Source organism: Candidatus Polarisedimenticolia bacterium (genome assembly GCA_036001465.1).
Lineage (GTDB): Bacteria > Acidobacteriota > Polarisedimenticolia > Gp22-AA2 > Gp22-AA2 > Gp22-AA3.
Window position 1 is genome coordinate 1 of sequence record DASYUH010000059.1, and the last position, 20,018, is coordinate 20,018.

General features: G+C 69.8%; 23 protein-coding genes. 8 read left to right on the forward strand and 15 right to left on the reverse strand.

Annotated features, from left to right (window positions below):
• Positions 1-662, reverse strand: a 662-nt coding sequence (locus VGV60_12060) for a hypothetical protein (GenBank protein ID HEV8701997.1), incomplete at its 3' end; no start/stop codon positions are given.
• A 130-nt stretch (positions 663-792) separates the two neighbouring features.
• On the opposite strand from VGV60_12060, the gene VGV60_12065 reads away from it, so the two are divergent.
• Positions 793-1,011: a hypothetical protein gene (locus VGV60_12065; protein ID HEV8701998.1), complete on the forward strand. Its 219-nt coding sequence runs from the start codon at positions 793-795 to the stop codon at positions 1,009-1,011.
• Here the strand turns inward: VGV60_12065 and mltG are convergent.
• From mltG to VGV60_12085, 4 genes are all read right to left on the reverse strand, one after another.
• Entirely contained in the window at positions 962-2,047 is a 1,086-nt protein-coding gene (gene mltG, locus VGV60_12070) for an endolytic transglycosylase MltG (protein ID HEV8701999.1), read from the reverse strand. The two genes, VGV60_12065 and mltG, sit on opposite strands and share 50 nt — an antisense overlap.
• A complete protein-coding gene (gene ruvX, locus VGV60_12075; GenBank protein ID HEV8702000.1) occupies positions 2,044-2,535 on the reverse strand; it encodes a Holliday junction resolvase RuvX in 492 nt (163 codons plus the stop codon). The genes mltG and ruvX overlap by 4 nt, the downstream gene beginning before the upstream one ends.
• 56 nt (positions 2,536-2,591) lie before the next feature.
• Positions 2,592-3,809: a multiheme c-type cytochrome gene (locus VGV60_12080; protein HEV8702001.1), complete on the reverse strand. Its 1,218-nt coding sequence runs from the start codon at positions 3,807-3,809 to the stop codon at positions 2,592-2,594.
• An 87-nt stretch (positions 3,810-3,896) separates the two neighbouring features.
• Complete coding sequence (locus tag VGV60_12085) at positions 3,897-4,130, reverse strand: hypothetical protein (protein HEV8702002.1); 234 nt, start codon at positions 4,128-4,130, stop codon at positions 3,897-3,899.
• A gap of 170 nt (positions 4,131-4,300) precedes the next feature.
• Here VGV60_12085 and VGV60_12090 point away from each other — a divergent pair, with 170 nt between their 5' ends.
• From VGV60_12090 to VGV60_12105, 4 genes are all read left to right on the forward strand, one after another.
• On the forward strand, positions 4,301-4,594 hold the full coding sequence (locus VGV60_12090) for a DUF3467 domain-containing protein (GenBank protein ID HEV8702003.1): 294 nt from the start codon (positions 4,301-4,303) through the stop codon (positions 4,592-4,594).
• Positions 4,595-4,867 carry a DUF4321 domain-containing protein gene (locus VGV60_12095; protein ID HEV8702004.1) on the forward strand — a complete coding sequence of 91 codons (273 nt, stop codon included), beginning with the start codon at positions 4,595-4,597 and terminating at the stop codon, positions 4,865-4,867.
• A gap of 4 nt (positions 4,868-4,871) precedes the next feature.
• Entirely contained in the window at positions 4,872-5,471 is a 600-nt protein-coding gene (locus tag VGV60_12100) for a Maf family protein (GenBank protein HEV8702005.1), read from the forward strand.
• A gap of 86 nt (positions 5,472-5,557) precedes the next feature.
• On the forward strand, positions 5,558-5,839 hold the full coding sequence (locus VGV60_12105) for a 2Fe-2S iron-sulfur cluster-binding protein (protein HEV8702006.1): 282 nt from the start codon (positions 5,558-5,560) through the stop codon (positions 5,837-5,839).
• Between the two features lie 39 nt (positions 5,840-5,878).
• Here the strand turns inward: VGV60_12105 and gcvPB are convergent, their stop codons facing one another.
• Genes gcvPB through gcvT form a run of 4 tightly spaced genes read right to left on the reverse strand, consistent with a single transcriptional unit; the run spans position 5,879 to position 10,233 of the window.
• A complete protein-coding gene (gene gcvPB, locus VGV60_12110; protein ID HEV8702007.1) occupies positions 5,879-7,348 on the reverse strand; it encodes an aminomethyl-transferring glycine dehydrogenase subunit GcvPB in 1,470 nt (489 codons plus the stop codon).
• Positions 7,348-8,709: an aminomethyl-transferring glycine dehydrogenase subunit GcvPA gene (gcvPA, locus tag VGV60_12115; protein ID HEV8702008.1), complete on the reverse strand. Its 1,362-nt coding sequence runs from the start codon at positions 8,707-8,709 to the stop codon at positions 7,348-7,350. Before gcvPA ends, gcvPB begins: the two co-directional genes overlap by 1 nt.
• A gap of 1 nt (position 8,710) precedes the next feature.
• Positions 8,711-9,115: a glycine cleavage system protein GcvH gene (gene gcvH, locus VGV60_12120; GenBank protein HEV8702009.1), complete on the reverse strand. Its 405-nt coding sequence runs from the start codon at positions 9,113-9,115 to the stop codon at positions 8,711-8,713.
• An 11-nt stretch (positions 9,116-9,126) separates the two neighbouring features.
• Positions 9,127-10,233: a glycine cleavage system aminomethyltransferase GcvT gene (gcvT, locus tag VGV60_12125; GenBank protein ID HEV8702010.1), complete on the reverse strand. Its 1,107-nt coding sequence runs from the start codon at positions 10,231-10,233 to the stop codon at positions 9,127-9,129.
• A 180-nt stretch (positions 10,234-10,413) separates the two neighbouring features.
• Here gcvT and VGV60_12130 point away from each other — a divergent pair, with 180 nt between their 5' ends.
• The gene (locus VGV60_12130) at positions 10,414-12,579 is read left to right on the forward strand and encodes an ATPase, T2SS/T4P/T4SS family (protein ID HEV8702011.1); all 2,166 of its coding nucleotides are present in this window, start codon (positions 10,414-10,416) and stop codon (positions 12,577-12,579) included.
• On the opposite strand, the gene cobA is transcribed toward VGV60_12130, so the two are convergent.
• From cobA to ccsA, 4 genes are read right to left on the reverse strand one after another with little or no spacing between them, the layout of a single operon-like run.
• Positions 12,542-14,101 (reverse strand): uroporphyrinogen-III C-methyltransferase, encoded by a 1,560-nt coding sequence (gene cobA, locus VGV60_12135; protein HEV8702012.1) that lies wholly within the window; start codon positions 14,099-14,101, stop codon positions 12,542-12,544. The two genes, VGV60_12130 and cobA, sit on opposite strands and share 38 nt — an antisense overlap.
• Positions 14,098-15,027 (reverse strand): hydroxymethylbilane synthase, encoded by a 930-nt coding sequence (gene hemC, locus VGV60_12140; GenBank protein HEV8702013.1) that lies wholly within the window; start codon positions 15,025-15,027, stop codon positions 14,098-14,100. The genes cobA and hemC overlap by 4 nt, the downstream gene beginning before the upstream one ends.
• A gap of 7 nt (positions 15,028-15,034) precedes the next feature.
• The gene (gene hemA, locus VGV60_12145; GenBank protein HEV8702014.1) at positions 15,035-16,405 is read right to left on the reverse strand and encodes a glutamyl-tRNA reductase; all 1,371 of its coding nucleotides are present in this window, start codon (positions 16,403-16,405) and stop codon (positions 15,035-15,037) included.
• A 3-nt stretch (positions 16,406-16,408) separates the two neighbouring features.
• Entirely contained in the window at positions 16,409-17,065 is a 657-nt protein-coding gene (ccsA, locus tag VGV60_12150; GenBank protein HEV8702015.1) for a cytochrome c biogenesis protein CcsA, read from the reverse strand.
• A 297-nt stretch (positions 17,066-17,362) separates the two neighbouring features.
• On the opposite strand from ccsA, the gene VGV60_12155 reads away from it, so the two are divergent.
• Positions 17,363-18,016, forward strand: coding sequence for an HAD-IA family hydrolase (locus tag VGV60_12155; GenBank protein ID HEV8702016.1), 654 nt, complete (start codon positions 17,363-17,365; stop codon positions 18,014-18,016).
• Positions 18,017-18,058: 42 nt separating this feature from the next.
• On the opposite strand, the gene VGV60_12160 is transcribed toward VGV60_12155, so the two are convergent.
• Entirely contained in the window at positions 18,059-18,532 is a 474-nt protein-coding gene (locus VGV60_12160) for a GspH/FimT family protein (protein HEV8702017.1), read from the reverse strand.
• A gap of 125 nt (positions 18,533-18,657) precedes the next feature.
• Positions 18,658-18,966, reverse strand: coding sequence for a helix-hairpin-helix domain-containing protein (locus VGV60_12165; GenBank protein HEV8702018.1), 309 nt, complete (start codon positions 18,964-18,966; stop codon positions 18,658-18,660).
• A gap of 464 nt (positions 18,967-19,430) precedes the next feature.
• Here VGV60_12165 and VGV60_12170 point away from each other — a divergent pair.
• On the forward strand, positions 19,431-20,018 hold a 588-nt coding region (locus VGV60_12170), incomplete at its 3' end, for a carboxypeptidase-like regulatory domain-containing protein (GenBank protein ID HEV8702019.1).

A 20,018-nucleotide genomic window follows, 5' to 3' on the forward strand; every position in this document is an offset into this window, starting at 1 on the left:
GCGAGGTAGCCCGGACCGATGGCGTAGAGGATCATGACCTGACGATCGGCGATGGGGAACCACGTCGAGGTCTCGGTGTGGATCCGGAGGAACGGCAGGAAGCGGGCCGCCGAGGCGAGTCGGGCCGCGGCAAAAGGCAGCGTATCCACCGGCGTGCGGTCGACGCGCCCGGCGGGCGTCATGCCCGTCGAGTCGTTCGTTCCGATGAGTGAGCGCACGCGGTGACCGTCGTGGAAGCCGAGCCACTTGATGCCGGGCTCCCAGGTGATGAAGTCGCCGGCCACGGCCCATCGCGCCCCGCCGATCTCCCCTTCCAGAACCCGGTCCAGGGGGTAAAGCGGATCGGGGACCAGGCGCACCGACACCCTGGCCCAGCCCGAGCGGCGGGCCTCGATCTGCCCGACACGCACGGTCGTCTCGTTCGGCTGAAAGGCCGACTGAGCGAGCGACAGGAAGGCGAGCGCCGCTCCGATCAGGAAGACCGGGATCTCGAGAAGCAGCCCGAACAGGCGGTCCTGGATCGTGCCGCTGCGATACGGCGAGCCGTAGGTGAAGCGCGCCCTGATGGACTGGATCAGACGCCAGCTGCCGCGGACGCACAGGACCAGGCCCGCGATCGATACGAGGGCGGCGATGATCTCGAGCCGGCCGATGTCCGCCATGGCGGGCGGATCGTAGTCGCCGGACCCCGGCGCGTCAACGACAGGCTTGCGGCCGGCGGTACCGTCCCGCGAGAGACGCGCTTGACCGCCGACCCGCCGGTCTCCGATACTCCACCCGGGGAGGAACACCATGGAGAGGTGCCGCTTCACGTCGAGCTGGGGAGGAGTCGTCCGCTGCCCGGGTCCCGCCGTACGCCTGGGCTTCTGCCGGTTCCATTTTGCGTGCTACAGCGCGGGGGAGATCGACATCCGCGGGGTCATCTCGGAACGGATCACCGACCAGGTGCGGCGCCGCGCGATCAATTTCCACGGCCTCGCGACCGAGGGGACACGGCCCTTCGCTGCCTGAACGGCTTGACCTGGTACTCCCAGACCGCCCGGTTGTGCTCGCGCAGGTTGGTCGAGAAATAGTGCCGCCCCGTGTTCATCGACACGAAATACAGGTAATCGGTCTCCGCCGGCTCGACGGCGGCCTGCAGGGCCGCGGCCCCCGGGTTGCCGATCGGCCCGGGCGGCAGCCCGGAGTACCGGTACGTGTTGTAACGCGAGTCGATCTGCAGATCGTCCTTCCGGAGATTCCCGTCGAACGCATTGCGCATGGCGAGTGCATAGATGACAGTCGGATCGCACTGCAGCCTCATCCCCAGGCGCAGGCGGTTGTAGAAGACGGACGCCACGAGAGGGTTCTCGTCGGGGTGCGCCGTCTCCCACTCCACCATCGACGCCATGGCAACCGCCTCGCGCACGCTGAGCCCGCGTTGCTTCACCTTCTGGATCCAGGAGGGCTCGAACACTTCCCGGAAGCGGGCGACCATCATCGCCACGATGGATTTGGGCCGCGCCCCCTTCTGGAGCGTGTAGGTGTCGGGGTGCAGGTACCCCTCGAGGTCCGTCGCTTCGGGATCGAGGTCGGCGATCAGCGACACGTCGCGGAACAGGTCCCGGTATTCCGCTTCGCTCCCGAACCCGGCCCGCACGAATTCGGCGAACACCTCGTCGGAGCGCGCTCCCTCCGGGATGGTCACCCGGTGGTAGTACACGTCGCCGGAGATGATCTTGTCGAACACCTCTCCGGGCGTCATCGGCCGCGTGAAATAGTACTCCCCCGCCTTGACGCCGCGCGTGCGCCCGGTCAGGCGCAGGTAGAGCAGCGCCAGAGGCGAGCGCTGCACGATGCCGTGCTCCACCAGGATCTCCACCGCGCGCGACGCTCCGGTCCCCTCCGGGATCTCGATGATGGAGAAGGCGGCTCCGTGGCCGCGGTACGGGATCGAGGACCAGAGCAGGACGTGGGCCGAGACGGTGGCGACGAGGACGAGGAAGACCGCGGCGCTGGCGCCGAGGAGCCAGTGATCCTTGAGCCAGGAGGGAACGGGCCGCGTCATTCCTCCTCCCCGCACCCCGCGCCGTCCTCCGCGGCACGCGAGTCGAGGTAGGCCTGCAGGAGGATCACGGCCGCCACCTGGTCGATCACCTGGCGGCGGCGTTCGCGGCGGACGTCGCCGGAGATCAGGATCCTCTCCGCCTGCACGGTCGTCAGTCGCTCGTCCCAGGGAATGACGGGCAGCCCGGTGGCCCCCTTGATCTTTTCGATGAACCCCTCGGTCACGCGGGCCCGCGCACCGCGGCGGCCATCCATGTCCAGGGGCAGCCCCACCACGATGCGGCGCACCTCGTGCTCCCGGATGATGCCGTGAATCCGCTCCAGGTCGCGCGCCCAGGTCGTGCGGGTCAGCGTCATGAGAGGTCGGGCGGCCATCCCCATCGGATCGCTCACGGCGATGCCGATCCGCCTGTCACCGTAGTCGAACGCCAGGGTCCGTCCCACCGGGCCGGCGTTCCCGTCGCGCGTTCGCCGCGTCGTGCCGCTCATGGCCGTAAGGTATACGCCGTGGGAAAGCAGGTCAAGGAACCGGTTCGAGAAGGCTTCTAGCGCTGGGTGCGCTGGTCGTCCCAGTGACGGACTTTCGGGATGTACTCGGCCGGCACGAAGTCGGGGCTGTTCTCCCGGGTATGGCAGGTGACGCAGGAGAGCGTGTCGGTGCGTCCGTACCCTTTGTCCAGCTGCTCCAGGTGGCGGCTGCCCGGGCCGTGGCACGACTCGCACCCGACGTTGATGAGCTGCGGAGTGGCTTTCGGGTCGGTGTAGCCGCTCCGCTTCTGGTAGCCGATGGTGTGGCACGGGAGGCACTTGGGGTTGAAGTCTTGCTGATTCGCGATCAGGGTCTGGAAGGCCCGGGCATGGCCCGATTTGGCCCAGACTGCAAAGGCCTGATCGTGGCATCCCGCGCAGCGCTCCGACCCGACGTACGCCGGCTCGGCGGGCGGCGCGGGGACGGGGGCGACGGCGGGGCCGGGGCCGGCAAACGGGCTCTGGGCCAGCGTCTGGGCCTTGTTGTACTCGTTGATCGCCACCTTCGCCGATTCCATCACGGCGGCAAGCCTCGGATCGTCCGGCCACTCGCGCGACAGGCCGATGACGGCGCGCTGCGACGAGGCGAACGCCCGATTGCCTTCGAAGAACAGGCGCACTTCTCCCAGGAACTTCCCCTGATCACCGGCGTAGAGCACGCGGGTTCGGCCTATCTGGGTGTCCTCCGGGAAGTCGTCGGTGCGCGTCTGCATGCCGGTGCGGCCGGGCGCCGAATCCCCTCCCAGGATGAGATCGATGTCCTTGACTTTCTTCGGCATCTGCCGCGCCTTGTCGAGATCCATGGCCACGAGCGCCACCACGAGGTCGGCCTTCGACTTCAACGGCGGGACCCACTTTTCGGCGGCCGCGATCGGATCGATCGTGACGATGCGCCGCGATCCCGGTCCTTCCTTCAGGAAGGCGGGATCGTGGCGGGTCAGCCCGATGAAGCCGATGCGCACGTCCTTCGATTTGGCCCCCTCGCGGAGCGTCGTCTTGAGGATCGTCGTCGGGGGGACCACCGGCTCGCCGCTGTCCTGCCAGACGAGGTTGGCGGAGACGAACTCGAACTGGGCCTTCTTGCGGCGCGCCGCGAAGAGGTCGTATCCCTGCGCGAGCTCCCTCAGGGAGAGGTTCGCGACCTTGTACCCCAGGGCGTTCATCCCTTCGATCAGAGCGTCCGTCTGCATCCCGCCCTGGGGCGTCGGATCGCCGGTCCAGTCGCCGGCGTCCACGAACAGGATCGGCGACGCGGGGTACGACCTGCGGAACGCGTTCCTGTAACCGGCCCGCCGGGCCAGCCCTCCGCGAGGATTGTGCGGTCAGCCGCAGGGTTCGACGTACCCGACGACCTGATCGGTGAAGACGATCGCCAGATCGGGAGCGGGTCCGCCGGGAAGCGGCGGCGGTGTGACGGGTTGCGCCGGCGCCCCTACGGAGATTCCCTGTCCCGGAGGCGGGTCGTCCGGAGCCGCGCCGACCAGCCACCCTCCCGCGCTCGCCAGGGCGGCGGCGGCCAGGAAGGCCTTCCAGGGTGACGCGATGCGGGGCGCCAACGGTTCTCCATTGCGGGCGGAATGCATCCGATTCGAACGGGCCCGGAGATTATAGGGTCGGCCCGGCGGCCGGTCAAATTGCGCCGCCCCGGCTCGATCCGCTAGAGTGGCACCCGGTCCGGACGCCCGGGGCGTCTCCGCCCTGATCACGCCGGCCGACGAGGAGGCCCATGGACAACAAGCCGCCGCAGGAGATCCAGCTGCGCGCCCGGATCGACGACGCCGTCGCCGAGGGGATCTACGTGAACTTCGGCAGCATCGTGCACAACCGCTCCGAGTTCATCCTCGACCTGGGCCGCATCGTCCCAGGCAAGCCCGAGGTGAAGATCCTGAGCCGGGTCCTGACGACGCCGCTGCACGCCAAGCAGCTCTGCCGGGCCCTCGCCCAGAACATCGAGCAGTACGAGAAGACCTACGGCGAAATTCCCGGCGTGGACGAGACGAACAAGCGGGTGGGTTTCTAGGTGGCCCGTACGGGGCTGCAGTTCTGGCACCTGGTGGTCATCGTCATCCTGGCCGGCATGCTCGGCACGGCCCTGGGCGACATAGCCGGCAAGGCCTTCCCCGAGTCGGCGGCGGGCCGCGCGCTGTCCGCCGGGATCACGATCGGGACCGGCTCACCGTGGGAACTGGATCTGCGCGTTCTGACGCTGACCGGTGGCATCGTCCTGAGGCTGACCATCCTCGGCGCCGCGGCCGCGATCGCGGCCCTCGTCGTGTTCTTCCGCCGGGTCTGAGGCGATGTCGCGCCGCGCGCTGATTCTCGTGTCCGCGTCCCCCCGCCGTTCCCACCTGCTGCGCCAGGCCGGCCTCGACTTCAGCGTCCAGCCGGCCGACGTCGACGAGTCGCCGCTCCCCGGAGAGGCGCCCGGCGACCTGGCGGCGCGGCTGGCCCGCGCCAAGGTCCGGGCCCTGCCGGCGCCCCCGGGGCCGGCCCTGGCCATCGCCGCCGACACCGTCGTGGCGATCGACGGAACGATTCTCGGGAAGCCCCGCGATCCCGCGGACGCGCGCCGCATGCTCGGGCTGCTCTCCGGACGCACGCACCACGTGATCACCGCCGTCGCCCTGCGCGCCCTCCCGGAGGAGTCGCTCGTGAGCGAACGCGCCGAGTCGCTCGTGACGTTCGTGCCCATGACCGCGGAGGAGATCGCCTGGTACGCCGCGACCGGCGAAGGAATGGACAAGGCAGGCGCCTACGCGTTGCAGGGGATCGGCGCCTTGTTCATCGCCTCGATTGAGGGGAGTTACACGAACGTGATCGGCCTGCCGCTCGAGCGGCTCCACCCGCACCTCCGGCGATACGGTCTCATCGAACCTGCCTCCTCCCGCCGGTCCTGAGGCCGCCCGCTCCGCCGCTTGCCCTTGGGTCTCCGCACACTTAAGTTTTCCATGGCCACTGCGCAGATCGGAGATCCCGATTGGTCATGGAGTCGACCGTCCTCGAGGCGTACGAGAAGCTGATCACCGTCACGATCAACGGCAAGAACTACGACGTGCCGGAGAACAACACCCTCCTGCGCGTCCTGCAGTTCATGAACCTCGACCTGGCCTACAGCAAGTACTGCTGGAACGGCGATTGCCGCAACTGTGCCTTCCGCTACGTCTCCCGCAAGAGCGGCAACGAGGTCGAGGCGCTCGGCTGCCAGATGCGCTGCTTCCCGAACATGGTGATCAGGCGCCTTCCCGAGGGCGTCGATCTCAACTGACGCTTCGAAGCGTGCCGAATATTCGGCAGGGCCGCGTGCTCAGCGAGGCGGCAGCCAGCGGAGGACCGGGGTGCGGGCGGCGCCGACCTCGTCGAGCCTCCGGACCGGCGTCGTATGGGGCGCGGTGCGCACGAGCTCGGGATCGCGGCGGGCCTCCTCGTCGATCCGGAGCATCGCCTCGATGAAGGCATCGAGCTCCTCGCGGCTCTCGCTCTCGGTCGGCTCGATCATGAGCGCCCCCTTGACGATCAGCGGGAAGTAGATCGTCGGCGGGTGGAATCCATAGTCCATCAGGCGCTTCGCGATGTCGAGCGTGTGCACCCCGGTCTCCTCGAGGTGGTGGTCGGTGAGCACCACCTCGTGCAGGGACGGTTCCGAGTACGGCAGGTGATACGTGTCCTGGAGCCTGCGTCGGATGTAGTTGGCGTTGAGGACGGCGGTCTCGGCCATTCTCCTGAGGCCGTCGGGCCCGAGCGCCAGGATGTAGGAAAAGGCGCGCACGAACATCCCGAAGTTGCCGAAGAACGAGCGCACCTTGCCGATGCTCTTCGGACGGTCGTGGTTCAGGACGAACTTCGGGCCCTCCTGCTCGACCGTGGGGACCGGCAGGTAGGGCTCGAGGTGCTTCTTGACGCCGACCGGGCCGGCTCCGGGTCCTCCGCCGCCGTGCGGCGTCGAGAAGGTCTTGTGCAGGTTGAGATGGTGCAGGTCCACGCCCATGTCGCCCGGCCGGGCGACGCCGATGAAGGCGTTCAGGTTCGCGCCGTCCATGTACAGCAGCCCCCCCTTGGCGTGGACCGCGCCGGCGATCTCCTGGATCTCTCCCTCGAACACGCCGAGCGTATTCGGATTGGTCAGCATGAGGAGGGCGACATCGTCCGCCATGCGGCGGCGGAGAACCGCCAGGTCGACGCAGCCGCGCTGGTTGGAGGGGATCTGCTCCACCCGGTAGCCGGCGATGTGGGCGCTGGCGGGATTGGTGCCATGCGCCGAGTCGGGGATCAGGACCACCTGGCGCGGATTGCCGCGATCCCTGTGGTAGGCGCGGACCATCATGATCCCCGCCAGCTCTCCCTGGGCGCCGGCCGCCGGCTGCAGGGTGAAGCGATCCATGCCGCAGATGGCGCACAGGGCACGCTCGAGATCGTGCATCAGGCGCAGGCAGCCCTGGGCGGCGGCCTCGGGGAGCTGGGGGTGGGCGTCGGCGAACCCGGCCAGGCGCGCGATCCGCTCGTGCACCTTCGGGTTGTACTTCATCGTGCAGGAGCCGAGCGGATAGAGCCCCAGGTCGATGGCATAGTTCAGCCTCGACAGACGCGTATAGTGCCGCACCACCTCGACCTCGCTCAGCTCCGGAAACCCCTCGATCGATGTCCGGGTGTAGCGCGGGTCGAGGTCGAAACGCCCGGGCTCCGGCACGTCCAGAGGAGGCAGGGCGAAGCCGCGCCGCCCCGGCCGCGACAGCTCGAAGAGGAGCCGCTCGGGCTCCCGGAGGCTTCGCGGCTCCATCAGCCGAGCCTCCCCAGCTCCTCGGCCAGCCGATCGATCTCGGCGCGCGCGTTCATCTCGGTTACGCACACCAGAAGGTCGCGATCCATGCCCTCGAAATAGCGCGACAGCGGGATCCCGGGGATCAGGCTGCGATCGGCCAGCTGCGCCACGGCGGCTTCGGCCGTCACCGGCAGGCGGACCGTGAACTCGTTGAAGATCGGCGCGCCGTAGGGCAGGGAGCAGCCGCGCGCGGCGCCCAGCGCCTTCCGCGCGTACGCCGCCTTGGCGTGATTGTGCACGGCGAGCTCGCGCAGCCCGCTCTTGCCGGCGGCGGCCAGGAAGATCGAGGCGATCAGGGCGCACAGCCCTTCATTGGTGCAGATGTTGGAGGTGGCCTTCTCCCGGCGGATGTGCTGCTCGCGGGTCGACAGCGTCAGGACGTAGCCGCGCCGGCCGTCCACGTCGCGCGACTCGCCCACGAGGCGCCCGGGGAGGTTTCGCAGGAAGGACTGCCGCGCGGCAAGGATCCCCAGAAAGGGACCTCCGAACGACAGCGGCACGCCGAACGAGTGCCCCTCCCCCGCCACGACGTCGGCCCCCTGACTCCCCGGCCCCTTCAGGAGCCCCAGGGAGACCGGCTCGGTCACGGCCACGATCAGGTGGGCCTGCGCTTCGCGGGCCGCGGCGGCGAGCGCCTCGACCTCCTCCAGGCAGCCGAAGAAGTTGGGATGCTGGACGACGAGGGCGCTCGTCCTGGTCTGGCGCAGGATCCGCCGGGCCGCCTCGGGGTCGGCCGTGCCGTCCCCCCGCGCCGTGAAGGTCGCGATGGCGATGTCCAGGTTCGCCAGGTGGGTGCGGCAGACCTGGAGGTACTCCGGATGGAGCCTGTCGCTGATGACGACCCGGCCGGCGCGTGCCGTCCTCTCGGCCATCAGGATCGCCTCGGCCAGCGCCGAGGCACCGTCGTACATCGAGGCGTTGCTGATGTCGAGCTCGGTGAGCTGGCAGATGAGCGTCTGATACTCGAAGATCGCCTGGAGCGTCCCCTGGCTGATCTCCGGCTGGTAAGGGGTGTACGACGAGTAGAACTCCGTCCGCCCGATCAGGTGATCGACGAGCGCCGGGGCGTGATGCCGGTATGCCCCCCCTCCCAGGAACTGCGAGCCGGGCGTGGGAAGCCGGTTCTCCCGCGCGCGCCCCTCGAGGTGGGCCCACAGGTCCTGCTCCGCCAGGGCCGGACCGAGCGCGAGCGGGGCCTGCAGGCGCAGAGCGGCCGGCAGCGAGGCGAACAGATCGTCGATGCTCGAGACGCCGATCGTGCGGAGCATCGCCTCCCGGTCGGCGTCCGATGCCGGGATGTAGCGGTGGCCGTCCCCCATTTCAGTTGGCTTCTTCCTCGATGTACTTGCGGTACTGGGCCGCGGACATCAGGGCGTCGAGCTCCTTCGGATCGGCCAGTCGTATCTTCAGGAGCCAGCCGTCCCCGTACGGGTCCTTGTTGACGGTCTCGGGATGCGCCGCGAGCCGCGGGTTGACCTCGAGGACCTCTCCCGAGACCGGCGCGAAGATCTCCGAGACGGCCTTGACCGATTCCACCGTGCCGAACTCCTCGCCACCGACGACCGGCGCCCCGGCGGCGGGAACCTCCACGTAGACGATGTCCCCCAGCTCCGACTGGGCGTAATGGGTGATCCCGACCGTGCCGATGCCGCCCTGGACGGTAATCCACTCGTGCTCTTTCGTGTACTTCAGATCGTCGGGGTAGATGCCGTCACCTTTGCTCAACAGAAGCCTCCTCAGTGCGGTCGTCTGTAGAACGGCGTGGGCACAATCATCGCCTGGGCGTCGCGCCCTCGTATGTTCACTGCGAAGCGCGTCCCCGTCCGCGCCGCCGGGACGGGGAAATACGCCAGACCGATGCTCTTCTTCACGGAGGGCCCGACGGTTCCGGAGGTCACTTGCCCCGACGCCTCGCCGCCGACCCGGACGGGGTAGCCGTGGCGCGGGACCCCCGGGTCGATCATCTCGAACCCCATGAGCAGGCGCCCGGGCCCTCCGTCCTTCTCCCGCCTCAGGGACTCCCGGCCGATGAACGGCCCCTTCTCCAGCCGGACGATCCCGTCCAGTCCCGCTTCGAGGACGGTGGTCGTCTCGTCGACGTCGTTGCCGTAGAGGAGCATGCGCGCCTCGAGGCGGAGCGTGTCGCGCGCGCCCAGGCCGCACGGCAGGAGGCCATGCGGCGCTCCGGCGCGCAGGAGCGCCTGATAGAGGTCGGCCGCCGCCTGGGGAGGCAGGTAGATCTCGAAGCCGTCCTCCCCGGTGTAGCCGGTCCGCGACACGATGGAACGCGTCCCCTGCACCTCGGTCTCGATGAACCGGAAGGGGCGGAGCCCCGCCAGGGGCGCGGTCAGGAGTCCCTGCAGGATCGTCTCCGCCTTCGGTCCCTGCAGGGCCAGCTGCGCCCAGCGCGCCGAAGCGTTCACGACCTCCACATCGCCCTTCGCGTGCGCCGCGATCCAGGCGAAGTCCTTGTCCGTGTTCGAGGCGTTCACGACGAGCAGGAACTCCCGATCGCCGCGGCGATAGACGAGGATGTCGTCGACGAAGGTCCCCTTCTCGGTGGTCAGGACCGTGTACTGGGCCTGGCCCGGGCCGAGCCGGGCGGCGTCGTTGCAGGTGACCATCTGCACCAGGTCCATGGCCGCGCCGCCGCGAATCTCGATTTCGCCCATGTGCGACACATCGAACAGCCCGGCACGGCTCCTGACCGCCAGGTGCTCCTCGATGACCGAAGAGAACTGGACCGGCAGCTCCCAGCCCGCGAAGTCGACGAGCCGCGCTCCCATGTCGCGGAACAGGCGGACGAGCGGAGTGGTCTTCAACGGGCCGGCCGCGGGGGGCACGCTGGCTCCTTCAAGGGAAGCGTAACCCTAGCACACGGAGGTGGGGCAGTCAAGAAACCGTTTGTTGACAAGTCCTTGCGTTTGTTGCAAATACGCCATCCGGGTCCTATATTCGACAGGCCGGGGTCCGCCTTGGCCCGCCCATCGTCCCGGCGGGACGGACATCCGCCAGGAGCGCGTGTGTCGCGAGAGTATCCGACCCAGTGCTGGTCCTGTCTCGGCGAGTTCGACGCCGTATCGGCGATCTGGTGCAGCTGCAGCGCCCACAGCGCCTCCAAGCTCTGCCCGTTCTGCTTTCGCTGCTTCTGCCAGTCGGACGCCGAGTATCTCGAGAGCTTCTGGAACGGGGCTCCCGACGAGCTGAAGGAAGAGCGCGACATCCTGAAAGGGGCGACGGGGTCGGCCGGCGAAGCCCTCATCCGTTCCAACCTGTTGTCCACCGATCAGCTGGTCTCGGCGTTGCGCTGGCAGCAGAACCGCAAGACCACGCTCGAGGACGCGCTGGTGGAGCTCGGTTTCGTGTCCCGCCAGAACCTGGAACTGGTGGTCAAGAAGCAGACGCCCGCCGGGGTGCACACCCTCGATCTCTCGAAGGGCCTGGTCGATGCTTCGCTTGTGACCACCGTCACGGTGGCGCTGTGCTACCGCAAGAAGATCCTCCCGATCACCAAGGAGGAGATCGGCGGCATGGAGGTCCTGACGCTTGCCATGGCCGGCCCGACCGACGTCGAAACGATCGACCAGGTGCAGAGCCTGACGAACTGCCGCGTCATTCCGATGAATGCTTCCGAGAGCGACATCCTGCTGCGGCTGCAGGACCTCTTCCCGAAAGAAATCGCCGCCCTGCGGGCCGGCGAGGGGGCCGATCCCGCGCCTGAGCCGGCGACGGCCGCCGTGGCGCACCCGGCAGCCCGCGCGGCGGCGGAAAGCGGGGCCGGACCTGCCGCCGGCCCGGCGGGTCCGAGGAAGGCCCCGGCCGCCCAGACCCCGGCGCGGCGGAAGAGATCCGGGGCCTCGGCCGCCGCAGCCCCGATCGACGATCGGGAGCTCGAGGAGGCCTTCGCGGAGCCGCCCTCCGCGGCGCAGGCCGCTCCGCCGGCCCCGGCCGCCCGGGTCCCCGAGCACGTCGCGGCGCCCCCCGTCGAGGCGCCCCGCCCTCCTCCCGCCGCGCCGGTCGCCGCGGCCCCCTTCGTCCCCGAGGAGGGATCGGCCATTCTGCAGACGATCCTGTCGGAGGCGATCTCGAAACGGACCTCTCTCGTCCAGCTCGAGATCCGGAACACGGCACTTTCGCTGTTCTTCCGCATCGACGGCAACCTGTACCGGGCCAAGCTCCCGACCCGCGCTTCGGCGGCCGGTCTGTCGCGGGCGCTGAACACCGTCGCGTCCCTGCCGGGCAGCCATGGGCAGGCCGCCGGGCGGCTGGCGGTCAAGTCGGGGGACCGCCGGATCGACGTGGTCGTGCGCCGCGTCCCATCCGCCAGCGCCGAAAGCTACCTGGTCAAGATCATCGAACGCGCCGATTTCATCAGACCGCTTCCGAATCTCGGGTTGAGCGCCCACGATCTGGAGCGGCTGCGGCAGGCGATGTCGCTCCCGCACGGCCTGGTGGTCCTGAGCTCCCCGCCGCACAATGGACTGCAGACCACGCGCTACTCGCTCATGGCCCAGCTCGCCGAGGGTCGAAGGCGGGTCCTGTCGATCGACGCTCCCCAGATCGTGGGGCTCGAAGGAATCCGCCAGGAGGAGGTTTCGGTCCCGCCCGATGCCGCGGCCTGCCGGAAAATCCTCGCCTCGATCCCCGGCAGCGAGATTGTCTTCCTGCCCGAGATTCAGAGCGCCGAGATGGCGGACCTCGCGGTGGAAAGCGCCGCGTCCTGCCTGGTGGTCGCCTCGATCCAGGCTCGCCGCGCTTCGCAGGCGCCTGCGGCGATCCTGTGGCACCGTGTCGATGCGGCCGCACTGGCCTCGGCCCTGAAGCTGATCGTCAACCAGCGGCTGGTGCGGCGGCTCTGCGAAGCCTGCCGGAAGCCGGCCCAGGTCTCTGACCGGGTCCTCAAGATGATGGGATTGACCTCGGATGAGGCCCTCGACCTGAAGGTCCATCAGGCGACCGGCTGCGACCGGTGCGGGCCCCTGAGCCCGGGTTACACCGGGCGCGTCGCCCTGTGGGAGGTCCTGGAGGGGACGCCCGAGATCGCGCTGCTCGTTTCATCGGGGGGATCGCCGGGCGAGATCGAGCGCGAAGGGCGCCGCGCCGGCATGAGCCCCCTTCGGGCCGACTGCCTGGCCTACGTCGGCCAGGGGATCACGTCCCTCGAGGAGTTCCAGAAGGGGAACTTCTGAACCGCCGCACGATCGCCTCCGCCAGTCCGTCCACCGTGTAGGCTCGCGGCACCACGACGACCCGGAATCCCACGCGCCGGGCCGTGGCGGCGGTGATCGGGCCGATGGCGGCGACCGCGACCCTCCTCAGGAGCCGCGCGTCGCGCCGGCCCCGGAAAAGCGCCGCGAACGAGGTCACCGTCGAGGACGAGGTGAAGGCGACCAGATCCAGGCGGCCCGAACGGAGCGCCTCCCGGACCTGCGCGGCCCCTTCGCGCGACGGGACGGTGCGGTAGACCGGCACGACCTCCACGTCGGCCCCCCGCCCCCGCAGCGCCCGGATCAGGACGTCGCGCGCCACGGTCGCCCGCGGGATCAGGACGCGCGCGCCGCGCAGGTCGCGCCGCGACAGCGCCTCGAGGATCCCCTCGGCCCGGAACTCGTCCGGAACCATCCCCACCCGCAATCCGTGCGCCTCCACGGCCGCCGCCGTCGCCGGGCCGATGGCGATGATCTCGACCCCTTTCAGGTCGCGGACGTCGGCGCCCCTGGCGTCGAGGCGGGAGAAGAAGCGCGCCACCCCGTTGGCGCTGGTGAAGATGAGCGCGTCGTAGGCGCCGAGCCGGGCGATCGCCCGGTCGAGGGGAGCATAGGATCGCGGCGGCAGCAGATCGATGACCGGAGCCAGGAGGACCCTCGCCCCCTGCGCGCGCAGGGCGTCGGCGAACGGGGCGGCCTGGTGGCGGGGCCGGGTGATCACGATCGTCCGGCCACGCAGGGGCAGCCGGGCCTGCCAGTCGAGGACGCGCCGCAGGCGCACGACGTTTCCGGCGATGAGGAGCGCGGGGGGATCGATGCGGGCGGCGCGGGCCCGACCGGCGATGTCCTGCAAGGTGCCCACCAGGACCCTCTGCTCCGGGAGGGTGGCCCACCGCACCAGGGCCACGGGGGTCGTCCCCGCCATCCCGGCGTTCCTGAGGCGTCCCACGATCCCGGCAAGCCGCCTGACCCCCATGTAGAGCACCAGGGTGCCGGAGCGGGCCAGCGCCTCCCAGTCGGTTCCTCCGTCCTCCTTCCCGGGGTCGAGGTGGCCCGTGGCGAACGTCACCGTCGAAGCGTGCCGACGATCGGTGAGCGGGATGCCGGTGAAGGCGGCGGCTCCGAGGGCGGCGGTCACACCCGGAACGATCTCGAACGGGATCCGCGCCCGCCTCAGGGCCGAGGCCTCCTCGCCCACCCGGCCGAACAAGGTCGGATCGCCCCCCTTCAGGCGCACGACCGTCAGCCCGCGCCGCGCCCGGTCGATCATGAGGCGATTGACCGCCCCCTGGTCGGCGCCGGCGCGGCCGCCGCGCTTGCCGGCGAGGATGATCTCGGCAGGAGGCGGCGCCAGGTCCAGCAGGTCCCGTGAGGCCAGCGCGTCGCGGATGACCACGTCGGCTCGGGACAGCAGATCACGCCCGCGCGAGGTGATCAGGCCGGGATCGCCCGGGCCCGCGCCGACGAGGTAGACCGTGCCGGCCGGCCGCCTGCCGCGACTCACGGCGCCTCGGGCAGCGGCGCGGGCGGCCCTTCGAGACAGCCCCCCGCTCCGCGCGACAGGAGATCCTTCGCCAAGGCCAGACCGAGGGATTCCGCCTCGACCACTCCCCCCTCGCGGCGGGCCTTCAGGAGCGGCCGCCCGTCGGGTCCCGCGACCAGGCCGCGCAGGCTGAGGCGGGAGCCGTCGACCTCACCGACCGCGGCAATCGGCGCCTGGCAGCCTCCGCCGAGGCCGCGCAGGAAGGCGCGCTCCGCCGTGATCGCGGCGGCCGTCGGCGCGTGGTGATGCGGGCGCAGGAGCTCCTCGAGCTCCCCGTCCCCCGCGCGGATCTCGATCGCCATCGCGCCCTGCCCCGGGGCGGGGAGCATCTCGTCGAATCCCAGCACCGTTCCCTCCAGGTCGATCCCGAGGCGGATCAGCCCCGCCCGGGCGAGGAGGATGGCGTCGTAGTCGCCGCGCTTCAGCTTCGCGAGGCGGGTATCGACATTGCCGCGCAGGTCGCGGATCTCCAGATCGGAGCGGAGGGCCCGGACCTGGCAGGCGCGCCTCGGGCTGCCGGTGCCGACGACGGCCCCCCGCGGCAGGCCGGCGAAGCCCGGCGCGCCCGCGGCGAGCAGGACATCGCGCGGGTCCTCGCGCGGCGGCAGGCAGGCGATCCGGAGCCCGTCCGGATGCGCCGTCGGCAGGTCCTTCAGGCTGTGCGCCGCGAGGTCGACCGTGCCGGACAGGAGCGCCTCTTCGATTTCCTTGACGAACACCCCCTTCCCGCCCATGGCGGCGAGCGGTTGGTCCAGGGTACGGTCCCCCGCGGTGTGGATGATGGCGATGCGGGCGGCGCGGCCGGCCGCCACGATCCGGGCGCGCACCCATTCCGCCTGCCAGAGCGCCAGGCGACTGCCCCGGCTGCCGATGACGAAAGACCTCACGCCGGGCTCACCGCTCGTCCTGGCGGCGAATCGGCTGTTGTTCCTGATGGCGGACGGGTGCCTCGTCCGGGCCGGCAGGCTCCACCCGTCCGGCGACGGCCTCGTCCTGCGCCGCGGGCCTGGCATCCATCCCGAAGATCTCGCGGATCAGCTCGATCCGCAGGCCCCCGCCGTTGAGCGCGGCGGCGCGCTTCAGCGCCACGGTCGGCTGGTGCAGGAGCTTGTTGACCAGGGAGACCGCCAGGTGCCGCACCGCCTCCGCCTGCCCGGGCGAAAGATCCCCCAGGCGTGAGTGGAAGCGCTCCAGCTCGCCCAGAGCCATCTCGTGCAGGCGCTGCCTCAGCTCGACGATCGTCGGGGTGACCTCGAGCGATTTACGCCATGCGAGAAACGCATTCACCTCGTGCTCGATGATCGCCTCGGCCGACTGCAGCTCGTGGAGACGGTCGTCCAGGTTGGCTTTCACCACGCCCTGCAGGTCGTCGAGGTCGTAGAGATAGACGTTGTCGATCTCGTTGACCGCGGGGTCGACGTCGCGCGGCACGGCGATGTCGATGAAGAAGATCGGCCGGCCGCGGCGGGCCCGGATCACGCGAAGGGCGTCCTCCCGGCCGACCACCCGGTGCGGCGCCGCGGTCGAGGCGATGACGATGTCGGCACGCTCCATCTCCTCGAACAGGCGGTCGAAGGGGACGGCCTGGCCGCCGAGCTCCCGAGCCAGATCGTCGGCGTTCTGGAAGGAGCGGTTCACCACCACCACCGAGCGCACGCCGTCGTGCTTCAAGTGAAGCGCCGCCAGCCGCGCCATCTTGCCGGCCCCGACGATGAGGACCGTGTTGTCGTGCAGGTCCCCGAAGATGTCGCGCGCCAGCGAGACGGCCGCGCATGCGATCGAGACCGGGTTCCTGGCGATGCCGGTCTCAGTCCGGACCCTCTTGGCGGCGCTGAAGGCCCGGCGGAACAGCGCGTCGAGGACCGGGCCCAGGCATCCTGCCTGGCCGGCCGTGGCGTACGCGTCCTTCACCTGCCCCAGGATCTGGGCCTCGCCAATCACCATCGAATCCAGGGACGAGGTCGTGCGGAAGACGTGCCGGACCGCTTCGTCGCCCCGGTGCACGTAGCAATGGCGCTCCAGCTCCTCCGCGGTGACCGGGCGCTCGGTCCGGAGAAAGCCCGCCAGGATCGCGCCCGCGTCCGCCGCCTGGGTGGTCACGATGAGCTCGGTCCGGTTGCAGGTGGAGAGGAGCAGGGCCTCCTCCACCCCGGTCACGCCCCGGAGCCGGGCGACCGCATCCCTTATCCCGGCCTCGGGAAACGCCACGCGCTCGCGCACGGCGAGAGGCGCGCTCCGGTGGTTCATGCCAAAGACGATCGGCATGGCTCAGTAGACTCCCATCATGCGCAGGAGAACCGCGAAAAATGCCACGATGGTCAGAAGGGCGGCGTTCCGCCCCCGCCAGCCCCACCCGAGCCGCAGGATCAGGACGACCGCGAGGATGACCCAGGCCATCACGGCCAGGGTCTCCTTCGCCTGCCAGGTCCAGAAGGTGCGGTTGATGCTGGCGCTGACGGTGGCGCCGGTGATGATCCCGAGCGTCAAGAGCGGAAAGGCCCACAACAGGGACACCCGGCCCACCGTGTCGCATTGTATGAGGGACGGCAGCTTCGGGATCAGGCGCTGGGGCCGCTTGGCCTTGAGCGCTCGATCCAGAAGCACATAGGCCAGGCTGGCGGCGAACGTGATGAACAGGGCGGCCACGGCGAAGATGATCACCGTCAGGTGGAAACGGAGCAAAGAGGGGCGCAAGGGGGCCGCCACGGGGATCACGTCCTCCGGCAAGAGCCCCGAGACGAACTGCACGACGAGGACCAGCGGGAGGATCACCACGTGCAGGACGTCCAGGCGATAGCGCCAGTAGACGGCCAGGTAGATCAGGATGACGCTCCAGGAGAGAACGGACAGGATCTCGGGCACGGTCCCCAGGGGGCAGCGCTCCAGGCCGACGCCCAGAGTCCAGAGCGCGGCGGTGTGGGCCACCCAGCCCGTCAGCGACAGGAAGGGCGTGATGCGCCCCGTCTTCAGGCGCGCCAGGAGCGGGATGAAGGAGTTGATGAACCCCAGGGCGTAGAGGGCGAGGGCGGTCCGCAGGAGGACCAGGCTGATGTCCAGGGCGCAATCCCCTTTTCGACGGGCATCTTAGCACGCGCGGCGATCGGCCAGCAACGGCGGCCCCTCCCGAAGTGCTTGCCACGTCGCGGGTTGGGGCGGCCGGGCGCGGCTTGATCCGGCGCGGGACGGGGTGCTAGGATGGGCCCCAACAGGGGAAGCCTTCAGTTGATTCGCGGCATCATTTTCGATTTTGACGGGACGCTGATCGATTCGTACGAGGCGATCGCGGAGAGCCTCAACCACGTCCGCTCCTCGTTCTCCCTGCCTCCCTTCCCCGCCGAGGAGATCCGCCCGATGGTCGGCCACGGCCTGGAACGGCTCATCGCCCGGGCCGTAGGCGCCGATCGCGTGGACGACGGCGTGAACCTCTTTCGCGAATCGTACGCCCAGATCTGCGAGCGCAAGACCACCATCCTCCCTCAAGTGAAGGAGACGCTGGACACCCTGGATCGGCGGGGATACCAGATGGCCATCGCCAGCAACAAGCCGTCGTACTTCGCGCGCGACATCCTGCGGGCGCTCGAGTTCGACCACCTGTTCGCCGAGGTGCTTGGACCGAACGACGTGCAGCAACCGAAGCCCGATCCGGAGATGCTGGAGATCATCATCATGAGGATCGGCCTGTCCCCGGAGGAGGTCGTCTACGTCGGGGACATGCCGCTGGACGTGGAGGCAGGCCGACGCGCCGGCGTCGCGGTGTATGCCGTCCCCACCGGTTCGGCGACCCGCGAGGATCTCCTGGAGGCGCGCCCGGATCGCCTGCTGCACCGCTTCACCGACCTCACGACCTTTCTCCCGTCCCTCTCCGGGGCGCGCTGAGAGAGGGACCTGCCCGTGCACCCCGCCGGGGTCCTTGGAGCGCTAGCGCACCCACACCCAGCGGTCCCGATCGAAACGCCAGAGGCGCAGCCGTCCCGTGCCGCCGTAGACCACCACCGCGGCCACGGTCGCGTTGCCGTCGCTCACGTACAGCGTGCCGCTGCTCGAGGTCCCGTGCGGCGTGAAGGTGATGATGTCGGAGCGGCCGAAGCGCACCGGGTCGGCCCCGGGCAGCAGGCTCGTGCCTCCCGGAGGCACCTCGGGGATCGGAACATCGAGCAGGCCGAAGTCGATCCCCTCATAGCGCGAGGCCAGATCGCGGGACGCTCCGATGAGGGGATCGCGCCCGGCGTCGATGTCGTCCGATCGCACCCCGTCGCCGTCGCCGTCGGCATAGAAGGCGTAGGCGTAGCGGCCCGGCGACCAGCTGAGGCGCATCGCGACGTTGCGCCTGGAGGCGATCGCCTCGGAGCGCAGGCGGGACATCTCCTGCTCCAGCTCGCGGGCCGCGCTCACCACGCGCTCCCGCGACAGGGCCGCGAAAAGGGCCGGGGCGGCGGCCGCGGCCAGGAGCCCGAGCAGAACGAGGGCGAGGGCGGCCTCGGGAAGAGAGAAGCCGACCTCGCCCCCGGCGCGGACCGTCAGCTCTTGCCGAGCGTCAGGCGGTCCTTGATGCGATCGAAGGTCTTCTCTCCGATCCCGCGGACATTCAGGATGTCCTCGACCTTCTTGAACGGGCCGTTCTTCTGCCGGTACTCGACGATCCTCTCGGCGTACGCCTTGCCGATCCCCGGCAGCGTCACCAGCTCGTCGACGCCGGCCGAATTGATGTTCACCATCGCGGCCGGCGCCGCGGACGATGCGCCGCTGGCCGCTGCCGGAGCGACCGACAGGGCCGCCATGGCGAGCGCCAGGACCGTGGCCAGGAACTGCGGACTCCTTCGTGTCATGGGACCTCCCTTCGTGAGAGAAAATCTTGGGGGAGGGGGGATCGTCGGATCCCCCACCCGCGTCGTGGAAAGGGATGGACCTCTCGGTTGGAGAGCCGATCGGTTGATGTGGTCCACTCCCAAACTCCCCCAAGCTCATGAATTCGCTCCACGCGCGATTCCGACGGGAGCGGCGTGCTGCAGGGCGCATGCCACCCGTTGGAAGGGGGCGCGATCCGGGCGGACGTCTCCGCCGGAGCCCTTGCCGGTCACGGCTTGCGTCGAAACCGCTCCGCCAGGTCCGGGAAACCGGCCGGTTCGCGCGCCGGCCCCGGAGCGACCGCCCGCGGACGACGGTGACCGGGATCCGAACTGCGCGATACACCGGGCCTCGGACAGCCATGGCAGGAACTTCATCGTGGCGGGCGTGGGGCTGTGATGGTATATAAGCAAGCACTACGCCGCCTGGGGGACACGACGTCCACATGCCTAAACCGTTGATCCGCCTGGGAGGGGTGCTCGCCCTCTGCTTCGTCCTCTGGCCGGGGGCCGTCCGCGCCCAGGCGACCGGCCTGATTCGCGGCGTCGTCATGGACGAGACCGGCACTCCCCTTCCCGGCGTCACGCTCACCGTGTCGAGCCCCAAGCTGGGAATTCCGGCCCGCGGCGCCGTCAGCGACGGCGCGGGCGGATTCCAGGTCGCCTCGCTCCCCGCGGGAACGGACTACTCGGTGCGGGCCACCTTCCCCGGTTTCGCGACGGTCGAGTTCACCGACCTCGAGGTGTCCGCCGGGAGGCTCACGACCATCCGGATCGTGCTGCAGCCCCAGTCCAAGATGAGCGAGCGCGTGCAGGTGCGGGCCAAGCCTCAAATTGTGAACCTCGACGAGACCACGACCCAGACGTCGTTTTCCTCGGAGTTCATCGATGCGCTGCCGATCCTGGGGCGCAACTACCAGGACATCCTGTCCCTGGCGCCGGGGGTCACCGACACCGACGGCGACGGCAACCCCAACATCCACGGCGCCCGAGATACCGACGTCATCACGCTGGTGGACGGCGTCAGCACCACC